Annotated in this window: 16 protein-coding genes and 5 tRNA genes; 15 read left to right on the top strand and 6 right to left on the bottom strand. The window is 64.3% G+C overall.

What is annotated here, in order from left to right; all coding sequences use genetic code 11:
- The first annotated feature begins 249 nt into the window (after positions 1-249).
- The 7 genes from gltX (at position 250) to OKW40_RS08120 (ending at position 3,798) form a co-directional block, all read left to right on the top strand.
- Positions 250-1,659 carry a glutamate--tRNA ligase gene (gltX, locus tag OKW40_RS08150; RefSeq protein WP_429360764.1) on the top strand — a complete coding sequence of 470 codons (1,410 nt, stop codon included), beginning with the start codon at positions 250-252 and terminating at the stop codon, positions 1,657-1,659.
- Between the two features lie 119 nt (positions 1,660-1,778).
- Positions 1,779-1,854: transfer RNA gene (locus tag OKW40_RS08145), tRNA-Ala, on the top strand.
- Positions 1,855-2,042: 188 nt separating this feature from the next.
- Positions 2,043-2,118, top strand: a tRNA-Glu gene (locus tag OKW40_RS08140).
- Between the two features lie 90 nt (positions 2,119-2,208).
- A tRNA-Asp gene (locus tag OKW40_RS08135) sits at positions 2,209-2,285 on the top strand.
- Positions 2,286-2,346: 61 nt separating this feature from the next.
- Positions 2,347-2,422: transfer RNA gene (locus tag OKW40_RS08130), tRNA-Glu, on the top strand.
- Between the two features lie 80 nt (positions 2,423-2,502).
- Positions 2,503-2,579: transfer RNA gene (locus tag OKW40_RS08125), tRNA-Asp, on the top strand.
- Positions 2,580-3,333: 754 nt separating this feature from the next.
- Positions 3,334-3,798 (top strand): GNAT family N-acetyltransferase, encoded by a 465-nt coding sequence (locus OKW40_RS08120; protein ID WP_187615400.1) that lies wholly within the window; start codon positions 3,334-3,336, stop codon positions 3,796-3,798.
- A gap of 48 nt (positions 3,799-3,846) precedes the next feature.
- Here the strand turns inward: OKW40_RS08120 and OKW40_RS08115 are convergent, their stop codons facing one another.
- Positions 3,847-4,746, bottom strand: coding sequence for an AraC family transcriptional regulator (locus OKW40_RS08115; protein WP_429489137.1), 900 nt, complete (start codon positions 4,744-4,746; stop codon positions 3,847-3,849).
- 182 nt (positions 4,747-4,928) lie between these two features.
- On the opposite strand from OKW40_RS08115, the gene OKW40_RS08110 reads away from it, so the two are divergent.
- On the top strand, positions 4,929-5,330 hold the full coding sequence (locus OKW40_RS08110) for a gamma-glutamylcyclotransferase family protein (protein ID WP_429489135.1): 402 nt from the start codon (positions 4,929-4,931) through the stop codon (positions 5,328-5,330).
- A gap of 127 nt (positions 5,331-5,457) precedes the next feature.
- On the opposite strand, the gene aceB is transcribed toward OKW40_RS08110, so the two are convergent.
- On the bottom strand, positions 5,458-7,050 hold the full coding sequence (gene aceB, locus OKW40_RS08105; RefSeq protein ID WP_429489134.1) for a malate synthase A: 1,593 nt from the start codon (positions 7,048-7,050) through the stop codon (positions 5,458-5,460).
- A gap of 81 nt (positions 7,051-7,131) precedes the next feature.
- Complete coding sequence (locus OKW40_RS08100) at positions 7,132-7,938, bottom strand: haloacid dehalogenase type II (RefSeq protein ID WP_429489132.1); 807 nt, start codon at positions 7,936-7,938, stop codon at positions 7,132-7,134.
- 151 nt (positions 7,939-8,089) lie between these two features.
- On the opposite strand from OKW40_RS08100, the gene OKW40_RS08095 reads away from it, so the two are divergent.
- A complete protein-coding gene (locus tag OKW40_RS08095) occupies positions 8,090-8,992 on the top strand; it encodes a LysR family transcriptional regulator (protein WP_184056953.1) in 903 nt (300 codons plus the stop codon).
- A 127-nt stretch (positions 8,993-9,119) separates the two neighbouring features.
- Positions 9,120-9,554 carry a universal stress protein gene (locus OKW40_RS08090; protein WP_429489130.1) on the top strand — a complete coding sequence of 145 codons (435 nt, stop codon included), beginning with the start codon at positions 9,120-9,122 and terminating at the stop codon, positions 9,552-9,554.
- A 270-nt stretch (positions 9,555-9,824) separates the two neighbouring features.
- Here the strand turns inward: OKW40_RS08090 and aceA are convergent, their stop codons facing one another.
- Complete coding sequence (gene aceA, locus OKW40_RS08085; RefSeq protein ID WP_184057372.1) at positions 9,825-11,129, bottom strand: isocitrate lyase; 1,305 nt, start codon at positions 11,127-11,129, stop codon at positions 9,825-9,827.
- A gap of 401 nt (positions 11,130-11,530) precedes the next feature.
- Positions 11,531-13,138, bottom strand: a complete 1,608-nt coding sequence (locus OKW40_RS08080; protein WP_429489128.1) for a DEAD/DEAH box helicase — start codon at positions 13,136-13,138, stop codon at positions 11,531-11,533.
- Positions 13,139-13,146: 8 nt separating this feature from the next.
- On the opposite strand from OKW40_RS08080, the gene OKW40_RS08075 reads away from it, so the two are divergent.
- A complete protein-coding gene (locus OKW40_RS08075; RefSeq protein WP_184056947.1) occupies positions 13,147-13,470 on the top strand; it encodes a hypothetical protein in 324 nt (107 codons plus the stop codon).
- A gap of 169 nt (positions 13,471-13,639) precedes the next feature.
- Here the strand turns inward: OKW40_RS08075 and OKW40_RS08070 are convergent, their stop codons facing one another.
- Complete coding sequence (locus OKW40_RS08070; RefSeq protein WP_184056944.1) at positions 13,640-13,909, bottom strand: acyl-CoA-binding protein; 270 nt, start codon at positions 13,907-13,909, stop codon at positions 13,640-13,642.
- A gap of 167 nt (positions 13,910-14,076) precedes the next feature.
- Here OKW40_RS08070 and tsaB point away from each other — a divergent pair, with 167 nt between their 5' ends.
- The 4 genes from tsaB to OKW40_RS08050 are packed head-to-tail and all read left to right on the top strand — an operon-like array spanning position 14,077 to position 17,402.
- The gene (gene tsaB, locus OKW40_RS08065) at positions 14,077-14,913 is read left to right on the top strand and encodes a tRNA (adenosine(37)-N6)-threonylcarbamoyltransferase complex dimerization subunit type 1 TsaB (protein ID WP_429489126.1); all 837 of its coding nucleotides are present in this window, start codon (positions 14,077-14,079) and stop codon (positions 14,911-14,913) included.
- Positions 14,910-15,404, top strand: a complete 495-nt coding sequence (rimI, locus tag OKW40_RS08060) for a ribosomal protein S18-alanine N-acetyltransferase (RefSeq protein WP_184049061.1) — start codon at positions 14,910-14,912, stop codon at positions 15,402-15,404. Before tsaB ends, rimI begins: the two co-directional genes overlap by 4 nt.
- Positions 15,391-16,374 carry a uracil-DNA glycosylase gene (locus OKW40_RS08055; RefSeq protein WP_429489124.1) on the top strand — a complete coding sequence of 328 codons (984 nt, stop codon included), beginning with the start codon at positions 15,391-15,393 and terminating at the stop codon, positions 16,372-16,374. The genes rimI and OKW40_RS08055 overlap by 14 nt, the downstream gene beginning before the upstream one ends.
- 26 nt (positions 16,375-16,400) lie before the next feature.
- The gene (locus OKW40_RS08050; RefSeq protein ID WP_429489122.1) at positions 16,401-17,402 is read left to right on the top strand and encodes a DUF1853 family protein; all 1,002 of its coding nucleotides are present in this window, start codon (positions 16,401-16,403) and stop codon (positions 17,400-17,402) included.
- Positions 17,403-17,408 lie beyond the last annotated feature (6 nt).

The raw sequence follows: 17,408 nt of genomic DNA, 5'->3' as shown, positions 1-17,408 counted from the left end.
GCGCTTTTTCAAGATGAGTTGGGCGAGCGCTGGGAAGGTGCGTACGCAGATGTCCGGACGCCGTTCGCCCATGCGCCATAGGCCGTTCGGACGAGGGCGGCAACCCGCGTGCGGAAGGTATAATTCGGCTCTTGCACTTATTCCCTCGTGGCCGTGCGCGACGTCGCGCGCAGCATGGGCACGCTTCGCTGCCGCGCTTCGCAGTCATGTTCGCCTGAGCGCCGGCGCCTGTTTTCCGAGTAACCGCCAATGACCACCTCCGTTCGTACCCGTTTCGCACCGAGTCCCACCGGCTTCATCCACCTGGGCAACATCCGCTCCGCGCTGTATCCGTGGGCGTTCGCGCGCAAGATGAAAGGGACCTTCGTGCTGCGGGTCGAGGACACCGACCTCGAGCGCTCCACGACCGAATCCGTCGACGCGATTCTCGAAGGCATGGCGTGGCTCGGCCTCGATTTCGACGAAGGCCCGTTCTACCAGATGCAGCGCATGGACCGGTACGGCGAAGTGCTGAAGCAGATGCAGGAGGCGGGGCTCGTCTATCCGTGCTACATGTCGACCGAAGAGCTCGACGCGCTGCGCGAGCGCCAGCGCGAAGCAGGCGAAAAGCCGCGCTACGACGGCACGTGGCGCCCGGAGCCGGGCAAGGTGCTGCCGGAGCCGCCCGTGGGCGTGAAGCCGGTGCTAAGGTTTCGCAATCCGCTGACCGGCGTGGTCGCGTGGGACGACGCGGTGAAAGGCCGCATCGAAATCTCGAACGAAGAACTCGACGACCTCGTGATCGCGCGTCCGGACGGCACGCCGACGTATAACTTCTGCGTCGTCGTCGACGATCTCGACATGCGCATCACTCACGTGATTCGTGGCGACGACCACGTCAACAACACGCCGCGCCAGATCAACATACTGCGCGCGCTCGGTGGCGAGCCGCCGGTGTATGCACACCTGCCGACCGTGCTGAACGAGCAGGGCGAGAAGATGAGCAAGCGCCACGGCGCAATGAGCGTGATGGGTTATCGCGATGCGGGGTATCTGCCGGAAGCGGTCGTCAACTATCTGGCGCGCCTCGGTTGGTCGCATGGTGACGCGGAGATTTTCACGCGCGAGCAGTTCGTCGAGTGGTTCGATCTCGAGCACCTCGGCAAGTCGCCGGCGCAGTACGACCATGACAAGCTGAACTGGCTCAACGCGCACTACATCAAGGAAGCCGACAACGCACGCCTCGCCGAACTGGCGAAACCGTTCTTCGCGGAGCTCGACATCGACGAAGCCACACTCGCCCAAGGTCCGGATCTGACGGGCGTGGTGGGCCTGATGAAGGATCGGGCGTCGACCGTGAAGGAGATCGCGCAGAACGCCGCGATGTTCTATCGCACCCCGGCACCCGACGCTGAGTCGCTTGCACAGCACGTCACCGACGCGGTTCGTCCGGCGCTCGCTGATCTGGCCGCTGCATTGAAGACGGTCGAATGGACCAAGGAGGCGATCGCTGCCGCGCTGAAAGCGACGCTCGGCACGCACAAGCTGAAGATGCCGCAGCTCGCGATGCCGGTGCGTCTGCTGGTGGCGGGTACGACGCATACACCGTCGATCGATAGCGTGCTGATGCTGTTCGGTCGCGACGTCGTCGTTAGCCGCATCGAAAAAGCGCTTGGCTAATCCGTTGGCGGCGTGCGTCAGAGGTTTCGCATGCCGCCGGAAAAATCCGCATGTAATCGCTCAAAGGGTATTTACAAAGCGCAGATCGCCCTCTAAAATCTCGTTTCTCTGATGTGCGCGGGGGTATAGCTCAGCTGGGAGAGCGCTTGCATGGCATGCAAGAGGTCAGCGGTTCGATCCCGCTTACCTCCACCAACAGAGCAAAGAGGTGAAAGTGGTTAAGAAGTCTGATAGTTGTAGAAAAAAGACTTCACAAATCGCTGAAATGTAGTTAAAGTAGCGGTCTTCGCTGTTGACCTGAAAATAGCTTGGCGAATTAACTGAAAAGTTAGCGCGAGTTGATCAAGTCAAAAGCGAATTGAGACGGATCTGAAAAGATGTTTGTCCCCTTCGTCTAGAGGCCTAGGACATCACCCTTTCACGGTGAGTACAGGGGTTCGAATCCCCTAGGGGACGCCAAACATCAGCGTCGCTTTAGTATTCGAGTAGTAGTAAAGCAGCGCAGCTTGCAGAGAATTAACCGACGCTCGCAAGCAGGGTGTAAAGACTGGAGTGGTAGTTCAGTCGGTTAGAATACCGGCCTGTCACGCCGGGGGTCGCGGGTTCGAGTCCCGTCCACTCCGCCAGACAAAGCCCGTTCACACATACTTGAACGGGCTTTTTCATTAAAGGTGTAAGCAGTACGTTGTCCCCTTCGTCTAGAGGCCTAGGACATCACCCTTTCACGGTGAGTACAGGGGTTCGAATCCCCTAGGGGACGCCAGAACATCGGCGTCGTTCGGTTGGAAGTTTGAACGGTGCAGCAAGCTGAGAGTATGGCTCGCAGGCTGCGATGCAAAATCTGGAGCGGTAGTTCAGTTGGTTAGAATACCGGCCTGTCACGCCGGGGGTCGCGGGTTCGAGTCCCGTCCGCTCCGCCAGATTTGAGAAAGCCCACTTCGCAAGAAGTGGGCTTTTTTTATTGTGCGCCCAGCATGGGCGCACTCCTGCGAGTGCAAGTCCCGCCATGAGCTGGTCACAGCGAATGAAGTGAAGCGCAACTGCATGACGGCGGCCGAATGTGGGAAGGAAGCGTGGAGCGTAAGTCGCGAGCCGATAAACGAGAACCGCATAGAAGGCGTTGCCAAGCAGGGCGGGCGGGTAATAGACCGCGGAGCTCTCGTGACCAGGGCGAAGCGGCGTAAATGCGGCGGCTGTGCCATGAAGGAGTGCGCTCTTACCTACGGCTTCCGGCCCGGACGGCGTGCGCACGACGCGGCGATTTATGAACAGTTGCAGAGGGGACGTACCGGCCCGCTCCGGTATGTCGGGTGACGATCCCCAAACCGGTCGGAGGTCAACCACGACATCCTGATTGACCGTCTACAGAATACGAATTGGGGAGGCCAGCGTGATCCGGCTGATCCGCCGTTGCTGGCCAACGTGTTGCTCGACGTGGTGGACAAGGAACTGGAACGGCGCGGCCACTGCTTCGTGCGCTGTGCCGACGATGCGAACGTGTATATCCGCAGCCGTCGTGCTGGTGAGCGGTTGATGGCGCCTGCACATAGGACCGTAACCGCTCCGTTTCTACTGCCGTTGCCGGCCGCCTCCCGGAAGGCTCGGGACAAACAGCCATTGCCAGCGCGCGCGGCCTGTTTTACCGTTTATCCGACTCATCCTCGCGGTCCTGCCATGTTCGATCCCACCGAAGCTCCGTCACCGTTTCATCTGCGCACGGCCAGCATGGACGATTTCGAGTTTGCCGAGGCGCTGACCCGCAACAACATGGGCGGCTACTATCGCCGGCATCATCTGGTGTGGCGCAGCGATCTGTTTCTCGGCAGTTGGCGCGAATCGGAGAATTTCATTCTCGAAGTGGATGGCGTGCCGATGGGCGTGCTGCGTATCACCGAAGAGGGTGATTCGCTGCATATCCGCGACGTGCAGATCGCCGAAGGATATCGTCGGCTTGGCGCCGGTACGTTCCTGCTCGACATCTCGCATCAATGGGCGCGCGAGCGCGGGCTGCGCGAGTTGCAGTTGCGCGTGTTCGTCGACAATCCGGCGGCGCGGCTCTATCAGCGCAAGGGCTATAAGCTCACCGGGCCGCGGCTCGCGCAGCTAGGCGCAATCCGTCATCTGGCGCGGCGGGTTTGAGGCGTGCCCCGCATTGGATGGCCGACGCGCAGCGCTAGTTGTCGCCATTCACCGCTCGGCGACGTTCGTCGAACCGGCTTGATCCTGTGCCGTTTCATCATCCGCTTGCGCGTCATCATGCTCGCCGTTGCTCGCGCGATGCTCGGCGCCTCGTTCGATAAACGCGCGTGGACTCGCGCCGAACGCACGCCGGAACATCGCGGAGAAGGCGCTCTGGCTCTGATAGCCCAGTTCCTGCGCGACGTGCGACAGCGGTCGTCCCTGGCTCAACAATGGAATGGCGCGCGCGAGAATCGCCTGCTGACGCCACTGCGAAAAACTCACACCCAGTTCCTGGCGGAACAGCCGCGCGATCGTGCGCGTGCTCGCGCCCACCGTCGATGCCCACTGCTCGAGCGACTCGCCATGCATCGGGTCGGCGATCACGGCCTCGCACAGCGCGCGCAGGCGCTTTTCGCTGGGCATCGGCACGGACAGCGGCAACGGCTCGGAGCGCGTCAGTTCATCGAGCGCGAGCGCGCCGAGCAGCTGCTCTCGCGCGGCGGACAGGCCAGGCGTATCGAGCGCGGCAATCACCTCGCGCAACAGGTTCGATACTTCGACGACGCGCGGCGTATCGAGCCCGGCCGGCACCGTACTCTCGGTGATGTACAGCGTGCGCAGGAACGCATCCTCGACGGCGACCACTTCGTGCGTCACATGCGGCGGCAACCAGATTGCGCGCGATGGCGGCACCATCCATGTCGTGCCCGTCGTTGCGACCCGCAGCACGCCGCGCGACGCATACGCGACCTGCGCCCAGGCATGCGTATGACGCGCGATATGCCAGCCCGCCGGCATTGGCCGCGAGCGCACGCGGATCGGATGCATCTCGTTCGGCGCGAACTCGGGCGGTATGTCGGCGAAACGCACGCGACTCAACAAGTCGGAGTCGGAGGACGAGGTCATGGCAAGGTCGGTTCGGATCACGGAGCTGGCAACGGCGAAGCGCGGTCGAGGCCATTCACCGCCGCGGGCATCAAGCATTGTAGGCCGTGCCCAGTTTCTGTTGCCGACGGGCCGCCGTTGCATAATGTCCCGATGGCCTCCGAGCCACCGACATCACCTCTGACCATGGAGACTCAACGACGATGCAGACCGTCTTTGTCTACGGCACGCTGCGTGCCGGTGAAACCAACGACATCAGCGAAGCCGCCGCGCGCAACGACATCCCCGCACCGAGCCTGCTCGGCAGTGCCACCGTGCGCGGCCATCTGTTCGATTTTGGCGACTATCCGGGTCTCGTCGTCGACGAAGCGGGTATCGACGTGCTCGGCGACGTCTATGAAATCGACGATGCGCTTGTCGCGGTGCTCGACGAAATCGAAGCCGTGTATCCGGGCGTCGAGGATCGTTTTCTGACACGTGAGGTGATGGTCAAAGTGGACGGCAACGTCGTGAATTGCCGCTTCTATCCGGTCGCGCCGAGCGCCGTAAAAGGGCTGCCCGAGATCCGTTCAGGAGATTGGGTCGAACATCGGCGCACGCGCTGAGCTGGTGCACGAAGGCGAGCAAAAAAAACGGTGCGCCACGTATGTCCGCGGCGTGCCGTCGTTCAAGCCGATGCGATCACCCGGCTCGAGCAGGCCCAAGGCGCTCGAGCCCGCATCATCAACACCATCAAATCTCTTCGTAAAGCGGCAGCGTCAGAAAATCGGTGAACTGCTCCGCGGTCGACATCTGCTCGAAGATCTGCGCGGCACGCTCATACGGCTTCGTATCTCCGCCCACCGTCTGTTTGACCTTGTCGAGCTCCTGCGCCGCGAGCTCGCGCACCAGTTCGACCGTCACCTTGCGACCGTCGTCGAGTTTGCCCTTCGGCGAGCGGATCCACTGCCAGACCTGCGAGCGCGAAATCTCGGCGGTGGCCGCATCTTCCATCAGGTTGTGAATCGGCACACAGCCATTGCCCGCGAGCCACGAACCGAGGTAGTGAATGCCGACGTTGATGTTGTTGCGCAAGCCCGCTTCGGTGATCGGCGCTTCCGGGCGGAAGTCGAGCAGGTCGGTCGCGCTCACGAGCACGTCGACGCGCTGCTTGCCGATCTGGTTCGGCCGATCGCCGAGCACCTTGACGAACTCTTCCATCGCGACCGGCACGAGGCCCGGGTGCGCGACCCAGCCGCCGTCGTAGCCGTCGCCCGCGTCGCGCGCCTTGTCTGAACGCACGCCGGCCATCGCCTTGTCGTTCGCGGCCGCATCGTTCCTGATCGGAATCAGCGCGCTCATGCCGCCGATCGCCGGCGCGTTGCGGCGATGGCAGGTCTTCAGCAGCAGCAACGCGTACGCGCGCATGAACGGCGAGGTCATCTTGATCTGCGAGCGATCGGCGAGGCAGAAGTCGCGGTCGCTCTTGAACTTCTTGATCGCCGAGAAGATGTAGTCCCAGCGGCCCGCGTTCAGGCCCGAGCTATGTTCACGCAGCTCGTACAGGATCTCGTCCATTTCGAACGCGGCGACGATCGTCTCGATCAGCACCGTCGCGCGAATCGTGCCGCGCGGCACGCCGACCGCTTCCTGCGCGGCGACGAAGAGGTCGTTCCACAGCCGCGCTTCGAGATGGCTCTCCATCTTCGGCAGATAGAAGTACGGACCCGAGCCGCGCGCGATCAACTCCTTCGCGTTGTGCACCATGTACAGCGCGAAATCGAAGATGCCACCCGACACGCGCTGGCCGTCGACCTTCACGTGCTTCTCGTCGAGATGCCAGCCGCGCGGACGTACGATCAGCGTCGCGGTCCTGTCGTTGAGCCGGTACGACTTGCCGTTCTGTTCGAGCGAGATCGTGCGGCGCACCGCGTCCTTCAGATTGATATGACCGGTGATCTGATTGTCCCAGCTCGGCGCGTTCGAATCCTCGAAGTCGGTCATGTAGGAGTCGGCGCCCGAATTGAGCGCGTTGATGATCATCTTGCGCTCGACGGGGCCGGTGATCTCGACGCGCCGGCACTGCAGATCCTGCGGCAGCGGCGCGATCTTCCAGTCGCCTTCGCGCACGCTCTTCGTGGCGGCGAGGAAGTCGGGCCGCTCGCCCGCGTCGAGCCGCTTCGCGCGCTCGACGCGCGCCTGCAGCAACTGCTGACGGCGCGGCTCGAACGTACGGTGCAAGGCCGCGACGAGTTCCAGCGCTTCGCGGGTGAGGATCGCTTCAAAGCCGGGCTTGATGTCGCCGGTGATTTCCATGCCTTGCGGCAACGACAGCGGATTAGCCATGTTTTTTCCTTGGTCGGTCAGATTGCAAAAAATGCGAAGGTTGAAAAGGGGGAAGTGGATTGCCGAATGCGAGGGGCGCCGTCATACGCGCGGGCCGGCGCGCTTGCGACTGCCACTGCCAGGAACTTTCGTTCGACGGCCGCCGCTCGAACGTGACGACGTCGCGAGTGTGCGCAGAAAGTCCAGCAGATCGTTCATGCCGCTACCGGTGCCATGCGGCGTCACGCCGAGCTCTTCGACGGGCAGGTTCTGCCGGTTCAGCCAGAACGTCGTGAAGCCGAACCATGTCGCGCCCGCGACGTCCCAGCCGTTCGACGACACGAACACGATCTCGCGCGCGGCCACGCCGAACGCCTCGGGGCCGAGCGCATACGCGGCAGGCGAGGGTTTGTACGCGCGCACGGCGTCGACCGACAGCACGTGATCGAAGAGGGTGTTCATGCCGGCGCTCTTGACCGCGATATCGAGCATTTGCGGATTGCCGTTTGACAGAATCGCGAGCCCCACGCGTGGCGCGGCGGCGGCCTCGCGCAACGCACGCAGCACGGGCGCCGCGTCGGGAAATGCGGACAGGCACGCGTATTCGTCCATCAGCCGCTTTTCGGCCGCGCGGCCGAGCGTGAGCTGCAGTCTTTTCGCGGCGAAGCGCAGCGCGTCGAGCGTGATGTCCCAGAACGGGCGGTAATGTTCGCCGGGGGCATCGCTGCGCGCGGCGAGCGTGCGCAATTGCGTGTATTCGATCTGCTTCTGGCGCCACAGCTGCGACAGCGCGTCGCCGTGGCCGGGGAACAGTTGCTCCGCGGCGGCGATCACCGAATGCACGTCGAACAACGTGCCGTAGGCGTCGAAAATCACTGCTCGCGGGGAAGGTGTCGTTGTGGCCGACATTGCCATGCGCTCCTGTCAGAGGTCGGGATCGATTGTATTGCTGACCTTAGGTGCTAAAAAATAGGCTAAAGATCACTTGATCTTTTACTTTTGCGTACCTAATCTGACGCGCACTGCTCACTTTTCCGCCTCGCCGCGGCGCGTATCGTTCATGGACCGTTTCAAGCAGATCGAGACCTTCGCCACTGTCGCGGCCAAAGGGAGCCTGTCCGCGGCGGCGCTCGCCGAGGGCGTCGCGCCCGCGATCATCGGCCGGCGCATCGACGCACTGGAGGAGCGCCTCGGCGTGAAGCTGCTCGTGCGCACGACGCGCAAGCTCACGCTGACCTTCGAAGGCTCGGCCTTTCTCGAAGACTGCCAGCGCATTCTTCACGACATGCAGAACGCCGAGGCGAGCGTGTCGGCGGGCGGCGTGAAGGCGAGCGGCCATCTCCGGCTGTCGGCGCCGGCCGGCTTCGGGCGCCGGCACGTGGCGCCACTGGTGCCCGCGTTCACGGTCGCGCATCCGGACGTATCGATCACGCTCGATCTTTCCGACCGCCTCGTCGACCTCGTCAACGAAGGCTTCGATTGCGCGGTGCGGCTCGGCGAGTTGCCCGATTCGTCGCTGGTGTCGCTGAAGCTCGCGGAGAACCGGCGCGTATGCGTCGCGTCGCCCGCGTATCTGAGCCGGCGCGGCGCGCCGCACAGCCTGGCCGATCTCGCGCGCCACAACTGCCTCGCGCTCGGCGCCAGCGCGAACCAGCAGCGCGGCTGGATGTTTCAGCACGACGGCAAGGTCGCGTCGATCAAGGTGTCCGGCACGATGGAGTGCTCGGACGGCGCGGTGCTGCACGAATGGTGTCTCGCCGGACACGGGCTCGCGTGGCGCTCGTGGTGGGAGGTCGGCGCGGAGATCGCGGCGGGCCGCCTCGTCAGCGTGCTCGACGAATTCGCCGCGCCGCCGATCGGCATCCACGCGGTGTTCCCGCAGCGCCGTCATCTGCCGCTGCGGGTGCGGCTGTTTCTGGACTTTCTCAAGCATACGTACGGCGAACCCGGTTACTGGGACTGATGCGCCAATCTCCAGACAGACGCGAATACCCGCATTCATACGCATTACAATCGTTTCGAGCAGCCTGCACCCTGGGCTGTGTTGGACGCTGACGCCGTGCTGCGGGCAGCCGGCGACGGAGGGGATCATGTTCAGGCACATCCTGGTTCCGACCGATGGTTCAGATCTGTCACGCAAGGCGATAGCGGGCGCGATCGACCTCGCGCAGGCCGTGGGCGCCCGCGTTACCGCATACGCCTGTCTGTCGCAATATCCGTACTCGCCGTTCTCCGATGTCGTGGTTGAACCGCCCGGCGAGTTCCTGCAACGCAGCGAGCGCGAGGCGCGCGTGCATCTGCGCGAAGTCGAGCATGCGGCGCGCCGCGTCGGCGTCAGTGTCGAGAGCCGCACGAGCGTGCATCCGGCGCCGTATCTCGGCATCATCGAAGCGGCCGAGCAGGGGCGCTGCGACGTGATCTTCATGGCATCGCATGGGCGGCGCGGGCTCGGCAGCCTGCTGATCGGCAGTGAAACGCAGCGCGTGCTCACGCATACGAAAATTCCTGTGATCGTCTATCGCTGAATCGCTTGGCACTGCCGGCAGCATGCCGGCATGCACCGCCTTCGAAAAAAAGCGCGCCGGCGGCGCTGCCGGCGCGTTCAGGTTCGCCGCACGCTTGCCGCGTGCTGGCTTCTTTGAGACTCTCCGGCCGTCGGCGTTCGCGCTGACGCTCCTGCCAATCCAGCACGGCACGGCCCTCCCTGCGTCGGCGGCACTCTGGTGGTGCCACTCGACGTTTGCCGATCGTTCCTGCGCTCAGGCCACGGGACTGCATAACCCGACTGGCTGATCTCAGGCGACCTTCTTGTCGAAGAACTGCTCGTTTTCCGTCGAACCGTGCAGCGCGGTCGTCGATGCTTCGCGCTCGACCGTCTGCGTGACCGCGTCGAAGTAGCCGGTGCCGACTTCGCGCTGATGCTTGACCGCGGTGAAGCCCTTTTCGGCCGCCGCGAACTCCGCCTGCTGCATTTCGACGAACGCGGTCATCTGGTTGCGCGCATAGCCGTACGCGAGGTTGAACATCGAGTAGTTCAGCGCGTGGAAGCCGGCCAGCGTGATGAACTGGAACTTGTAGCCCATCGCGCCGAGTTCGCGCTGGAACTTCGCGATCGTCGCGTCGTCGAGGTTCTTCTTCCAGTTGAACGACGGCGAGCAGTTGTACGACAGCAGTTGGTCCGGGTACTCCTTGTGGATCGCGTCGGCGAATTTCTTGGCGAACTCGAGGTCCGGCTTGCCGGTTTCGCACCAGATCATGTCTGCGTACGGCGCATAGGCGAGGCCGCGCGAGATTGCCTGCTCGAGACCGGGCTTCGTGCGGTAGAAGCCTTCGACGGTACGCTCGCCGGTCAGGAACGGGCGGTCGTTGTCGTCGATGTCCGAGGTCACGAGGTCGGCGGCTTCCGCGTCGGTGCGGGCGAGCAGCACGGTCGGCACGCCCGACACATCGGCGGCCAGACGCGCGGCTGTCAGCTTCGCGACGGCTTCGCGGGTCGGCACGAGCACCTTGCCACCCATGTGACCGCACTTCTTGACCGATGCGAGCTGGTCTTCGAAGTGCACGCCGGACGCGCCCGCTTCGATCATCGCCTTCATCAGTTCGAATGCGTTCAGCACGCCGCCGAAACCGGCTTCCGCGTCGGCCACGATCGGCGCGAAGTAATCGACGTAGCCTTCATCGCCCGGGTTCTTGCCTTCCGACCACTGGATCTGGTCGGCGCGCGTCAGCGTGTTGTTGATGCGCTTGACGACGAGGGGCACCGAGTTGGCCGGATACAGCGACTGGTCCGGGTACATTTCACCGGCGACGTTGGCATCGCCCGCGACCTGCCAGCCCGACAGATAGATTGCCTTCAGACCAGCCTTCACCTGCTGCATCGCCTGGTTGCCGGTCAGCGCGCCGAGCGAGTTGACGAACGGCTCGTTGTTGACGGCGGCCCACAGCTTTTCCGCGCCGCGCTTCGCGAGCGTGTGCTCAGGTTGCACCGAGCCGCGCAGACGCACCACGTCTTCGGCCGAGTAGGTGCGCTTGACACCTTTCCAACGCGGGTCCGATTCCCATTGCTGCTTGAGTTGCTGCACTTGCTGTTCGCGGGTCATGGTCATGATGTGCTCCTTCGATGCCAGTTATGGAGGATGGGTGACTCTGTCTTCTCGAAGCGTCGGGCCCGGAGAGGCGTTCTGTTTCGTGAAGTCTTATATAAGAGTCTAGGCAAATCGAAGGACGCACAATAGACGCCGCAAAGCGTTTTTCCAATATTTATTTTTATATAAAATCAATGACTTGATGCCTGCTTTTCGCGATAAGAAACGATATTTTCCCTGTTGCAATAGTCCTTCTTGTGCTTTGCAGCATGATTTTTTACGACGCAAAAAAATTTTTTACATCGTGAAATTTGGGGCGGCCAGTCGATAGACGAAAAAAAACCGGCGCCCGAGCGCCGGTTTTCTTCTGTGTCACGGACGGCGCGAAGCCATCCGGTCGGTCAGGTGGGTCGCTATTAGCTGCCGCGACGTGCCGAACGGGGACCGTCGTTGCGGCGCGCGCCGTAGCCGTCACGCGAGCCACCGCCGAAGCCTTCGCGCGAACCGCCGTGGCTTTCGCGCGAGCCGAAGCCTTCGCGCGAACCGCCGGCCGACTTGTTGCCCCAACCGCCGCCGTTGCTGTTGCCAGTGCCGTTACCGTTGCGCGAGCCGCCGTAGCCGCCCGGCTTGCCCGAGCCGCTGCCGAAGCGACGGCCATTACCACCGCCAGGACGGCCGCGGCCGCCGAAGCCAGGACGGCCGTTGCCCGAGGGCGCCGCCTTGCGCGGCTCGAAGCCTTCGACGACGTTGACCGGAAGCGGCGTGCGCACGAAGCGCTCGATGCGCTTCAACGCGCCCTGTTCGGCGTGATGCACGAGGCTCACGGCGATACCCGAGCGGCCCGCACGGCCGGTACGGCCGATACGGTGCACGTAGTCTTCGGCGAACTTCGGCAGGTCGTAGTTGAACACGTGCGTGATGCCCGGGATGTCGATACCGCGAGCGGCGACGTCGGTCGCAACCAGCACGCGCACGCGGCGCTCGCGCAGTGCGCGGATCGTGCGGTTACGCGCGCCTTGCGGCAGGTCGCCGTGCAGCGCGGCCGATTCGAAGCCGGCGTCGGCCAGACGGCCCGCCAACTGGTCGGCGTCCATCTTGGTGGCCGTGAAGACGATGGCCTGGTCGAGGCCGTCGTCACGCAGCAGATGGTCGAGCAGACGGTCCTTGTGATCGCGGTCGTCGACGTAGTGGACGGTTTGCGCGATGTTGGTGCGCTGTTCCAAGCGCTGGACGATCTCGATCCGCTCCGGGTCCTTCAACAGCCGGCCGGTCAGCGAGCCGATCTTGCCGTCGAGCGTGGCGGAGAACAGCATGGTCTGACGCGTAGCCGGCGTTTGGGCGACGATCGTGTCGATGTCGTCGATGAAGCCCATGTCGAGCATGCGGTCGGCTTCGTCGAGCACGAGGATCTGCAGTTGCGACAGATCGATGCGGCCGCGCTCGAGGTGGTCGATCAGACGGCCCGGCGTCGCGACGAGGATTTCAGGATTCTTCGCGAGCAGCATCAGCTGCTGGCCATAAGCGACGCCGCCGAGAATGCTGACGGTGCGCAGGCGCTTCAGGTGCTTGCCGTACGTCGCGGCGGCGGTCGTGACCTGCATCGCCAGTTCGCGGGTCGGGGTCAGCACCAGCATGGTAGGACGCGCGACCGGCTGCGGACGGCGGCCGCGGCCACCGTCGGCCGGGCGCGGCTCGCGCGGCTGGTTCGCCTGCGTCTTTTGCAGCTGCGAGAAACGCTCGATGGCGGGCAGCATGAACGCGGCGGTCTTGCCCGAGCCGGTCGGGCTCGAAACCAGCAGGTCGCGGCCGGCGATCGCTGCCGGCACCGCGCGTTGCTGCACCGGCGTCGGGTGCTCGTAGCCGGCGGCGGTCAGCGCGGAGACGACGTCCGCGGACAGGCCGAGCGACGCGAAGGTCGGCTTGGCGTCAGCCTGCGCGACGGCTTCGGGAGCGGCGGGCGTAAGACCGAGTGCTTCGTCGGCGACGGCGTTCAACGGGCTGCTGGGGGTGTTGCTCAAAGTCATGTGAATCCTTGAAAACGATCCTGGGTGGTTCATCGGATGAAAACGTCAACGCCAATCGGCATACCCAAGTCGTCGGATTCAGCGAGCAAAACAGCAGCGAGCAAATCGAAAAACGGGGGCAACTCGCGACAATGAAGGCGAGTTTTTCGTTAGAAGCTGTATCGGATGCGACGTGCCAACATGGCGAGTCGCCAGCCTGGGACTTGAGCCCGGAGTGGGCTAGGCAGAAGGGGACAGGTTCTAAACTGGATTGGAGCAAACGCTATGGACGCTGCGCCGCGAGGACCGCTGGAAAAAACGGGCAAAGCAGTGAAGCGCAGGCGGCATTGTAGCGACATTTGCTGCACTGCGCCACCATTCAGGCAATTCCGACAGAAGAAAGTGTCGGAATGAAGTAGGCGAGTGAGGGCGGCGGCCCGGAGCTTCGTGTCCGAAACCGCCGCGAGGCGGTCGCAGCATTGCCAGACGGCCATTTCGGCAGATGATTGGCGCGCCGGAAACTCAGGCCGCGGTGCCGCTCTTCAGCGATTCGACGAGTTCGACGTATTGCTGCTTCGCGGCGTCCTGCGCGGTGCCCTTGAGCGCCGCCCACGCATCGTACTTGTATTTGCCGACGATGTCGGTGAAGCCCGGCTTGTCGCCGTGCACGTCGCCTTCGCTCGCCTGCTTGAAGAGCGCATAGAGACGCAGCAGCGTCAGGTTGCCCGGACGCTCGGGCAGTTGCTTGACGTCTTGCTGGGCTTGCTCGAACTGGGAATTGATGTCGGTCATGGTCGTTTGGCCCGCGTGGCGGGATAGATGAGATCGGCCGAAAATCATAGCAATTGCCCGCCGCCCCGGGACCGAGGGCTTATTCCAAACGATGACGGCCGCGAAGCCGGGCAGCGCGGCCGCGCAAACCACCATTCACGCGCACCGCGCCGATTACAATACGGTCCATGACTCAAACAGTGCTTCTTGCCCTTGATACATCGACCGAGTTCTGCTCGGCGGCGCTCGTGTCCGCGTCCGTCGATGCCGCCGGTCAGCCCAGCGCCGAACCGCGCGTCTGGGTTCGTCACGAACAAACCGGCGCGGTGTCCAGTACCCGCCTGCTGCCGGCGATCCGCGAACTGTTCGACGAAGCCGGCCTCACGCTGGCGGATTGCGACGCGATCGCGTTCGGCTCGGGTCCGGGTTCGTTCACCGGACTGCGTACGGCGACCGGCGTCGCCCAAGGCCTCGCGTTCGGCCTGAACCTGCCGGTCGTACCGATCGGCACGCTGCTCGCGTGCGCGGAGAGCGCCCGCCTGCGCGATCCGTCGACGACGCGCGTGCTCGCCGCGCTCGACGCGCGCATGGACGAAATCTACTGGGCCGACTACGCGTGGGACGACACGCAACACGAATGGCGCACCGTGCAGACGGCGACGCTCGATGCACCCGAGCGGCTCGTGCTGCCCGACGTGCCATTCACACTCGCCGGCAACGCGGCCGCCGCGTTCGGCGAGCGCTTGCCGGCGGTCGCAGCCGCGCGGAGCGTCGATGGCCAAGCGTTGCCGCATGCGTTGCCGCTCGCGTACGCGGCGCTGCGCGCGTTTCATGCGGGCCGCACGGTGCGCGCCGATCAGGCCGCACCCGAGTACGTGCGCGACAAGGTCGCGCAGACGACCGCAGAGCGCATGGCCGACAAAGCGGCGAAATCAGCCAAAGCGACTCATAGCGCCGAGCAGTCCGCGCAGCACGCGCCCGATGGCGGCTCCGGCCAACCGTCCCACGACGAGGCGCGCCCATGAGCGGCGTGCTGCTCACGGACCGCTACATGTCGCCGATGACCGAAAGCGACCTGGACGAAGTCGCCGCGATCGAGAAACTCGCGTATGAGTTTCCGTGGAGCCGCGGCAACTTCGGCGACTCGCTGCGCAATGGCTATTTCGGCGTCTGTCTACGTCACGTGACGGGGACGTTGATCGGCTACTGCGTGCTGATGCCAGTCGTCGATGAAATGCATCTGCTGAATCTGTGCGTCACGCCGCAAGCACAAGGCGCCGGCGCAGGCCTCGCGCTGCTGCGCGAGGCGGTGCGCATCACGCACGCGGAGAGGCTCGAGGGGCTGCTGCTCGAAGTGCGGCCGTCGAATCGTCGGGCGATCCGGTTGTACGAGCGCTTCGGCTTCGCGTCGATCGGCCGGCGCAAAAATTATTATCCGGCGCGGCATCGCGGCCGGGAGGACGCGATCGTGATGCGTCTGTCGTTAGCCACGGAGGGCGCAGATGGCGCTGCATGAATCGGTGCTCGAAGAATTCGGACTCGCGCCGTTGTGGGTGCGTCGCGGACTCGCGGCGCGAGAGGAGGCCGGGCAGAGTGATGCGTTGCAGTCGCCGCGGGAACACGCGGCAGACTTGCGTCGCGCGGAGCCTGCGACGCAGACCTCGCGCGAACCGCTGCGCGCGTCCGCCGAGGTGCAGCCGCCGCAAGTGCAGCGCGAATCCACGCCGCGCTTCGACGAAACTGCAGCGCGGCGCGAAACATCAGAACCGCAAACTGACTTTTCAGCCCCGCCGACTTTCGACGCCCCTTCCGAGGACGACTTCGCGTGGTTCGACGATCCGACCGCATCGGCCGCCGCGCCCGCCGAAGCGCGCCGCGACGCGCCCGCGCTGCCGTCTATCCACACACTCGACTGGGACGCGCTCGCCGAGCGCGTCGCCGGATGCGAGGCGTGCCGGCTGTGCGAGAAGCGCACGAACACGGTGTTCGGCGTCGGCGATCGCGAGGCCGACTGGATGCTGATCGGCGAAGCGCCCGGCGAGAACGAGGACCGACAAGGCGAACCGTTCGTTGGCCAGGCCGGCAAGCTGCTCGACAACATGCTGCACTCGCTCGCGCTCGCGCGCGGCACCAACGTGTATATCGCGAACGTGATCAAGTGCCGGCCGCCTGGCAATCGCAATCCGCAGCCGGACGAAGTCGCGCGTTGTGAACCTTATCTACAGCGTCAGGTGTCGCTCGTGAAGCCGAAGCTGATCGTCGCGCTCGGCCGTTTCGCCGCGCAAAGTCTGCTCAAGACCGACGCGAGCATTTCGTCGTTGCGCGGCCGCGTGCACACGTACGAGGGCGTACCGGTGATCGTCACCTATCACCCGGCCTATCTGCTGCGTAGCCTGCCCGACAAGGCCAAGGCCTGGGCGGATCTGTGCCTCGCGCGTGCCACGTGGCTCGCGAACGGCGGCGTGCCGTCGAACCAATCAAAGTGACGATGCCCGAGGGACCGGCGGCGCGCATGCCCGCCGCGTCTGTCAGCTGCGCGGCGCTTCTCGATACCTTGCTGGGTTTGCGTGGCGATGCTTCAGTCGATGCGCTGCGCGATCCCGCTGTCCGCGATCTCGCGTGGCTGCTGCTCAGTCCCGATCTGTTGCGCCCTCAGCTTCCCACAGGCGCGCTCGCCGATCCTTTCGGCACACCGCAGGAATTGCAGGCCACGCTCGACTGGCTGCGCGCGCTCGACGCCGCGCCGGCACTTCTGCGTCAGGATCTCGCGGCCACGCGTATCACGCGCCTTGGCCGCTACGCCGAACGCCTGCTGGGCTTTTTCCTTCGTCATGGACCGGCGACGCAACTGATCGCAGCGGGTGTGCCGCTACGACATGCGGGCCTCACGCTCGGTGAATGCGATTTCCTCGTGCGCACGCGCCAGGGCGCGCGACTGCATTGGGAACTCGCGGTGAAGTGCTATCTGCATGCGGGCGATGCGAATGGGGCAGAGGCGGCGCGTCTCGCCGATTATGTCGGCCCCAATCTGAAAGACCGCCTCGATCTGAAGCTCGCGCATTTGCTCGATCATCAGTTGCCGCTCAGCGCACGCGAGGAATTTGCCTCGACGGGCTATGCGGGCGCGTGGACGCCGCAGATGTTCGTCAAAGGCTGGCTGTTTTACCGGCATGGCGAGATGCCCACCGATCCTGCCGAACTCGATCCCGCGCACGGTCGCGGCTGGTGGGTCACGCATCGCGACTGGCCGGCTTTCGCGTGCGCGCATGCGCACAGGTGGCGGGTGTTGGCGCGGCTCGAATGGCTCGCGCCGCAATATCGAACGCGAGCCGGTGCGGACGACACGTGCTACGTCGACGCAAACACGCTCGCCGCGCAGATCTCACCGCAACACGGCCCGACGATGGTCGCCGGATTCATCGAAGACAACACGGGGCGTGTACTTGAACGCTCGCGCGGTTTTATCGTGCCCGACGACTGGCCCGAGCACGCGCGGCGTTACGCGAAGCAATGACGTCGC

The sequence above is a fragment of the Paraburkholderia sp. RAU6.4a genome, assembly GCF_050435625.1.
GTDB lineage: Bacteria > Pseudomonadota > Gammaproteobacteria > Burkholderiales > Burkholderiaceae > Paraburkholderia > Paraburkholderia tuberum.
This window is presented reverse-complemented; position numbering and strand designations above follow the sequence as displayed.

Excerpts from the sequence above, each read along its gene's own strand:
- rimI (WP_184049061.1), top strand. The coding sequence starts at position 14,910 with ATGAGCGGCGTGCTGCTCACGGACCGCTACATGTCGCCGATGACCGAA.
- OKW40_RS08055 (WP_429489124.1), top strand. The coding sequence starts at position 15,391 with ATGGCGCTGCATGAATCGGTGCTCGAAGAATTCGGACTCGCGCCGTTG.
- OKW40_RS08115 (WP_429489137.1), bottom strand. The coding sequence starts at position 4,746 with ATGACCTCGTCCTCCGACTCCGACTTGTTGAGTCGCGTGCGTTTCGCC.
- aceA (WP_184057372.1), bottom strand. The coding sequence starts at position 11,129 with ATGACCCGCGAACAGCAAGTGCAGCAACTCAAGCAGCAATGGGAATCG.
- OKW40_RS08110 (WP_429489135.1), top strand. The coding sequence starts at position 4,929 with ATGCAGACCGTCTTTGTCTACGGCACGCTGCGTGCCGGTGAAACCAAC.
- OKW40_RS08080 (WP_429489128.1), bottom strand. The coding sequence starts at position 13,138 with ATGACTTTGAGCAACACCCCCAGCAGCCCGTTGAACGCCGTCGCCGAC.
- OKW40_RS08090 (WP_429489130.1), top strand. The coding sequence starts at position 9,120 with ATGTTCAGGCACATCCTGGTTCCGACCGATGGTTCAGATCTGTCACGC.
- aceB (WP_429489134.1), bottom strand. The coding sequence starts at position 7,050 with ATGGCTAATCCGCTGTCGTTGCCGCAAGGCATGGAAATCACCGGCGAC.
- OKW40_RS08120 (WP_187615400.1), top strand. The coding sequence starts at position 3,334 with ATGTTCGATCCCACCGAAGCTCCGTCACCGTTTCATCTGCGCACGGCC.
- OKW40_RS08070 (WP_184056944.1), bottom strand. The coding sequence starts at position 13,909 with ATGACCGACATCAATTCCCAGTTCGAGCAAGCCCAGCAAGACGTCAAG.
- OKW40_RS08050 (WP_429489122.1), top strand. The coding sequence starts at position 16,401 with ATGCCCGCCGCGTCTGTCAGCTGCGCGGCGCTTCTCGATACCTTGCTG.
- OKW40_RS08095 (WP_184056953.1), top strand. The coding sequence starts at position 8,090 with ATGGACCGTTTCAAGCAGATCGAGACCTTCGCCACTGTCGCGGCCAAA.
- gltX (WP_429360764.1), top strand. The coding sequence starts at position 250 with ATGACCACCTCCGTTCGTACCCGTTTCGCACCGAGTCCCACCGGCTTC.
- tsaB (WP_429489126.1), top strand. The coding sequence starts at position 14,077 with ATGACTCAAACAGTGCTTCTTGCCCTTGATACATCGACCGAGTTCTGC.
- OKW40_RS08100 (WP_429489132.1), bottom strand. The coding sequence starts at position 7,938 with ATGTCGGCCACAACGACACCTTCCCCGCGAGCAGTGATTTTCGACGCC.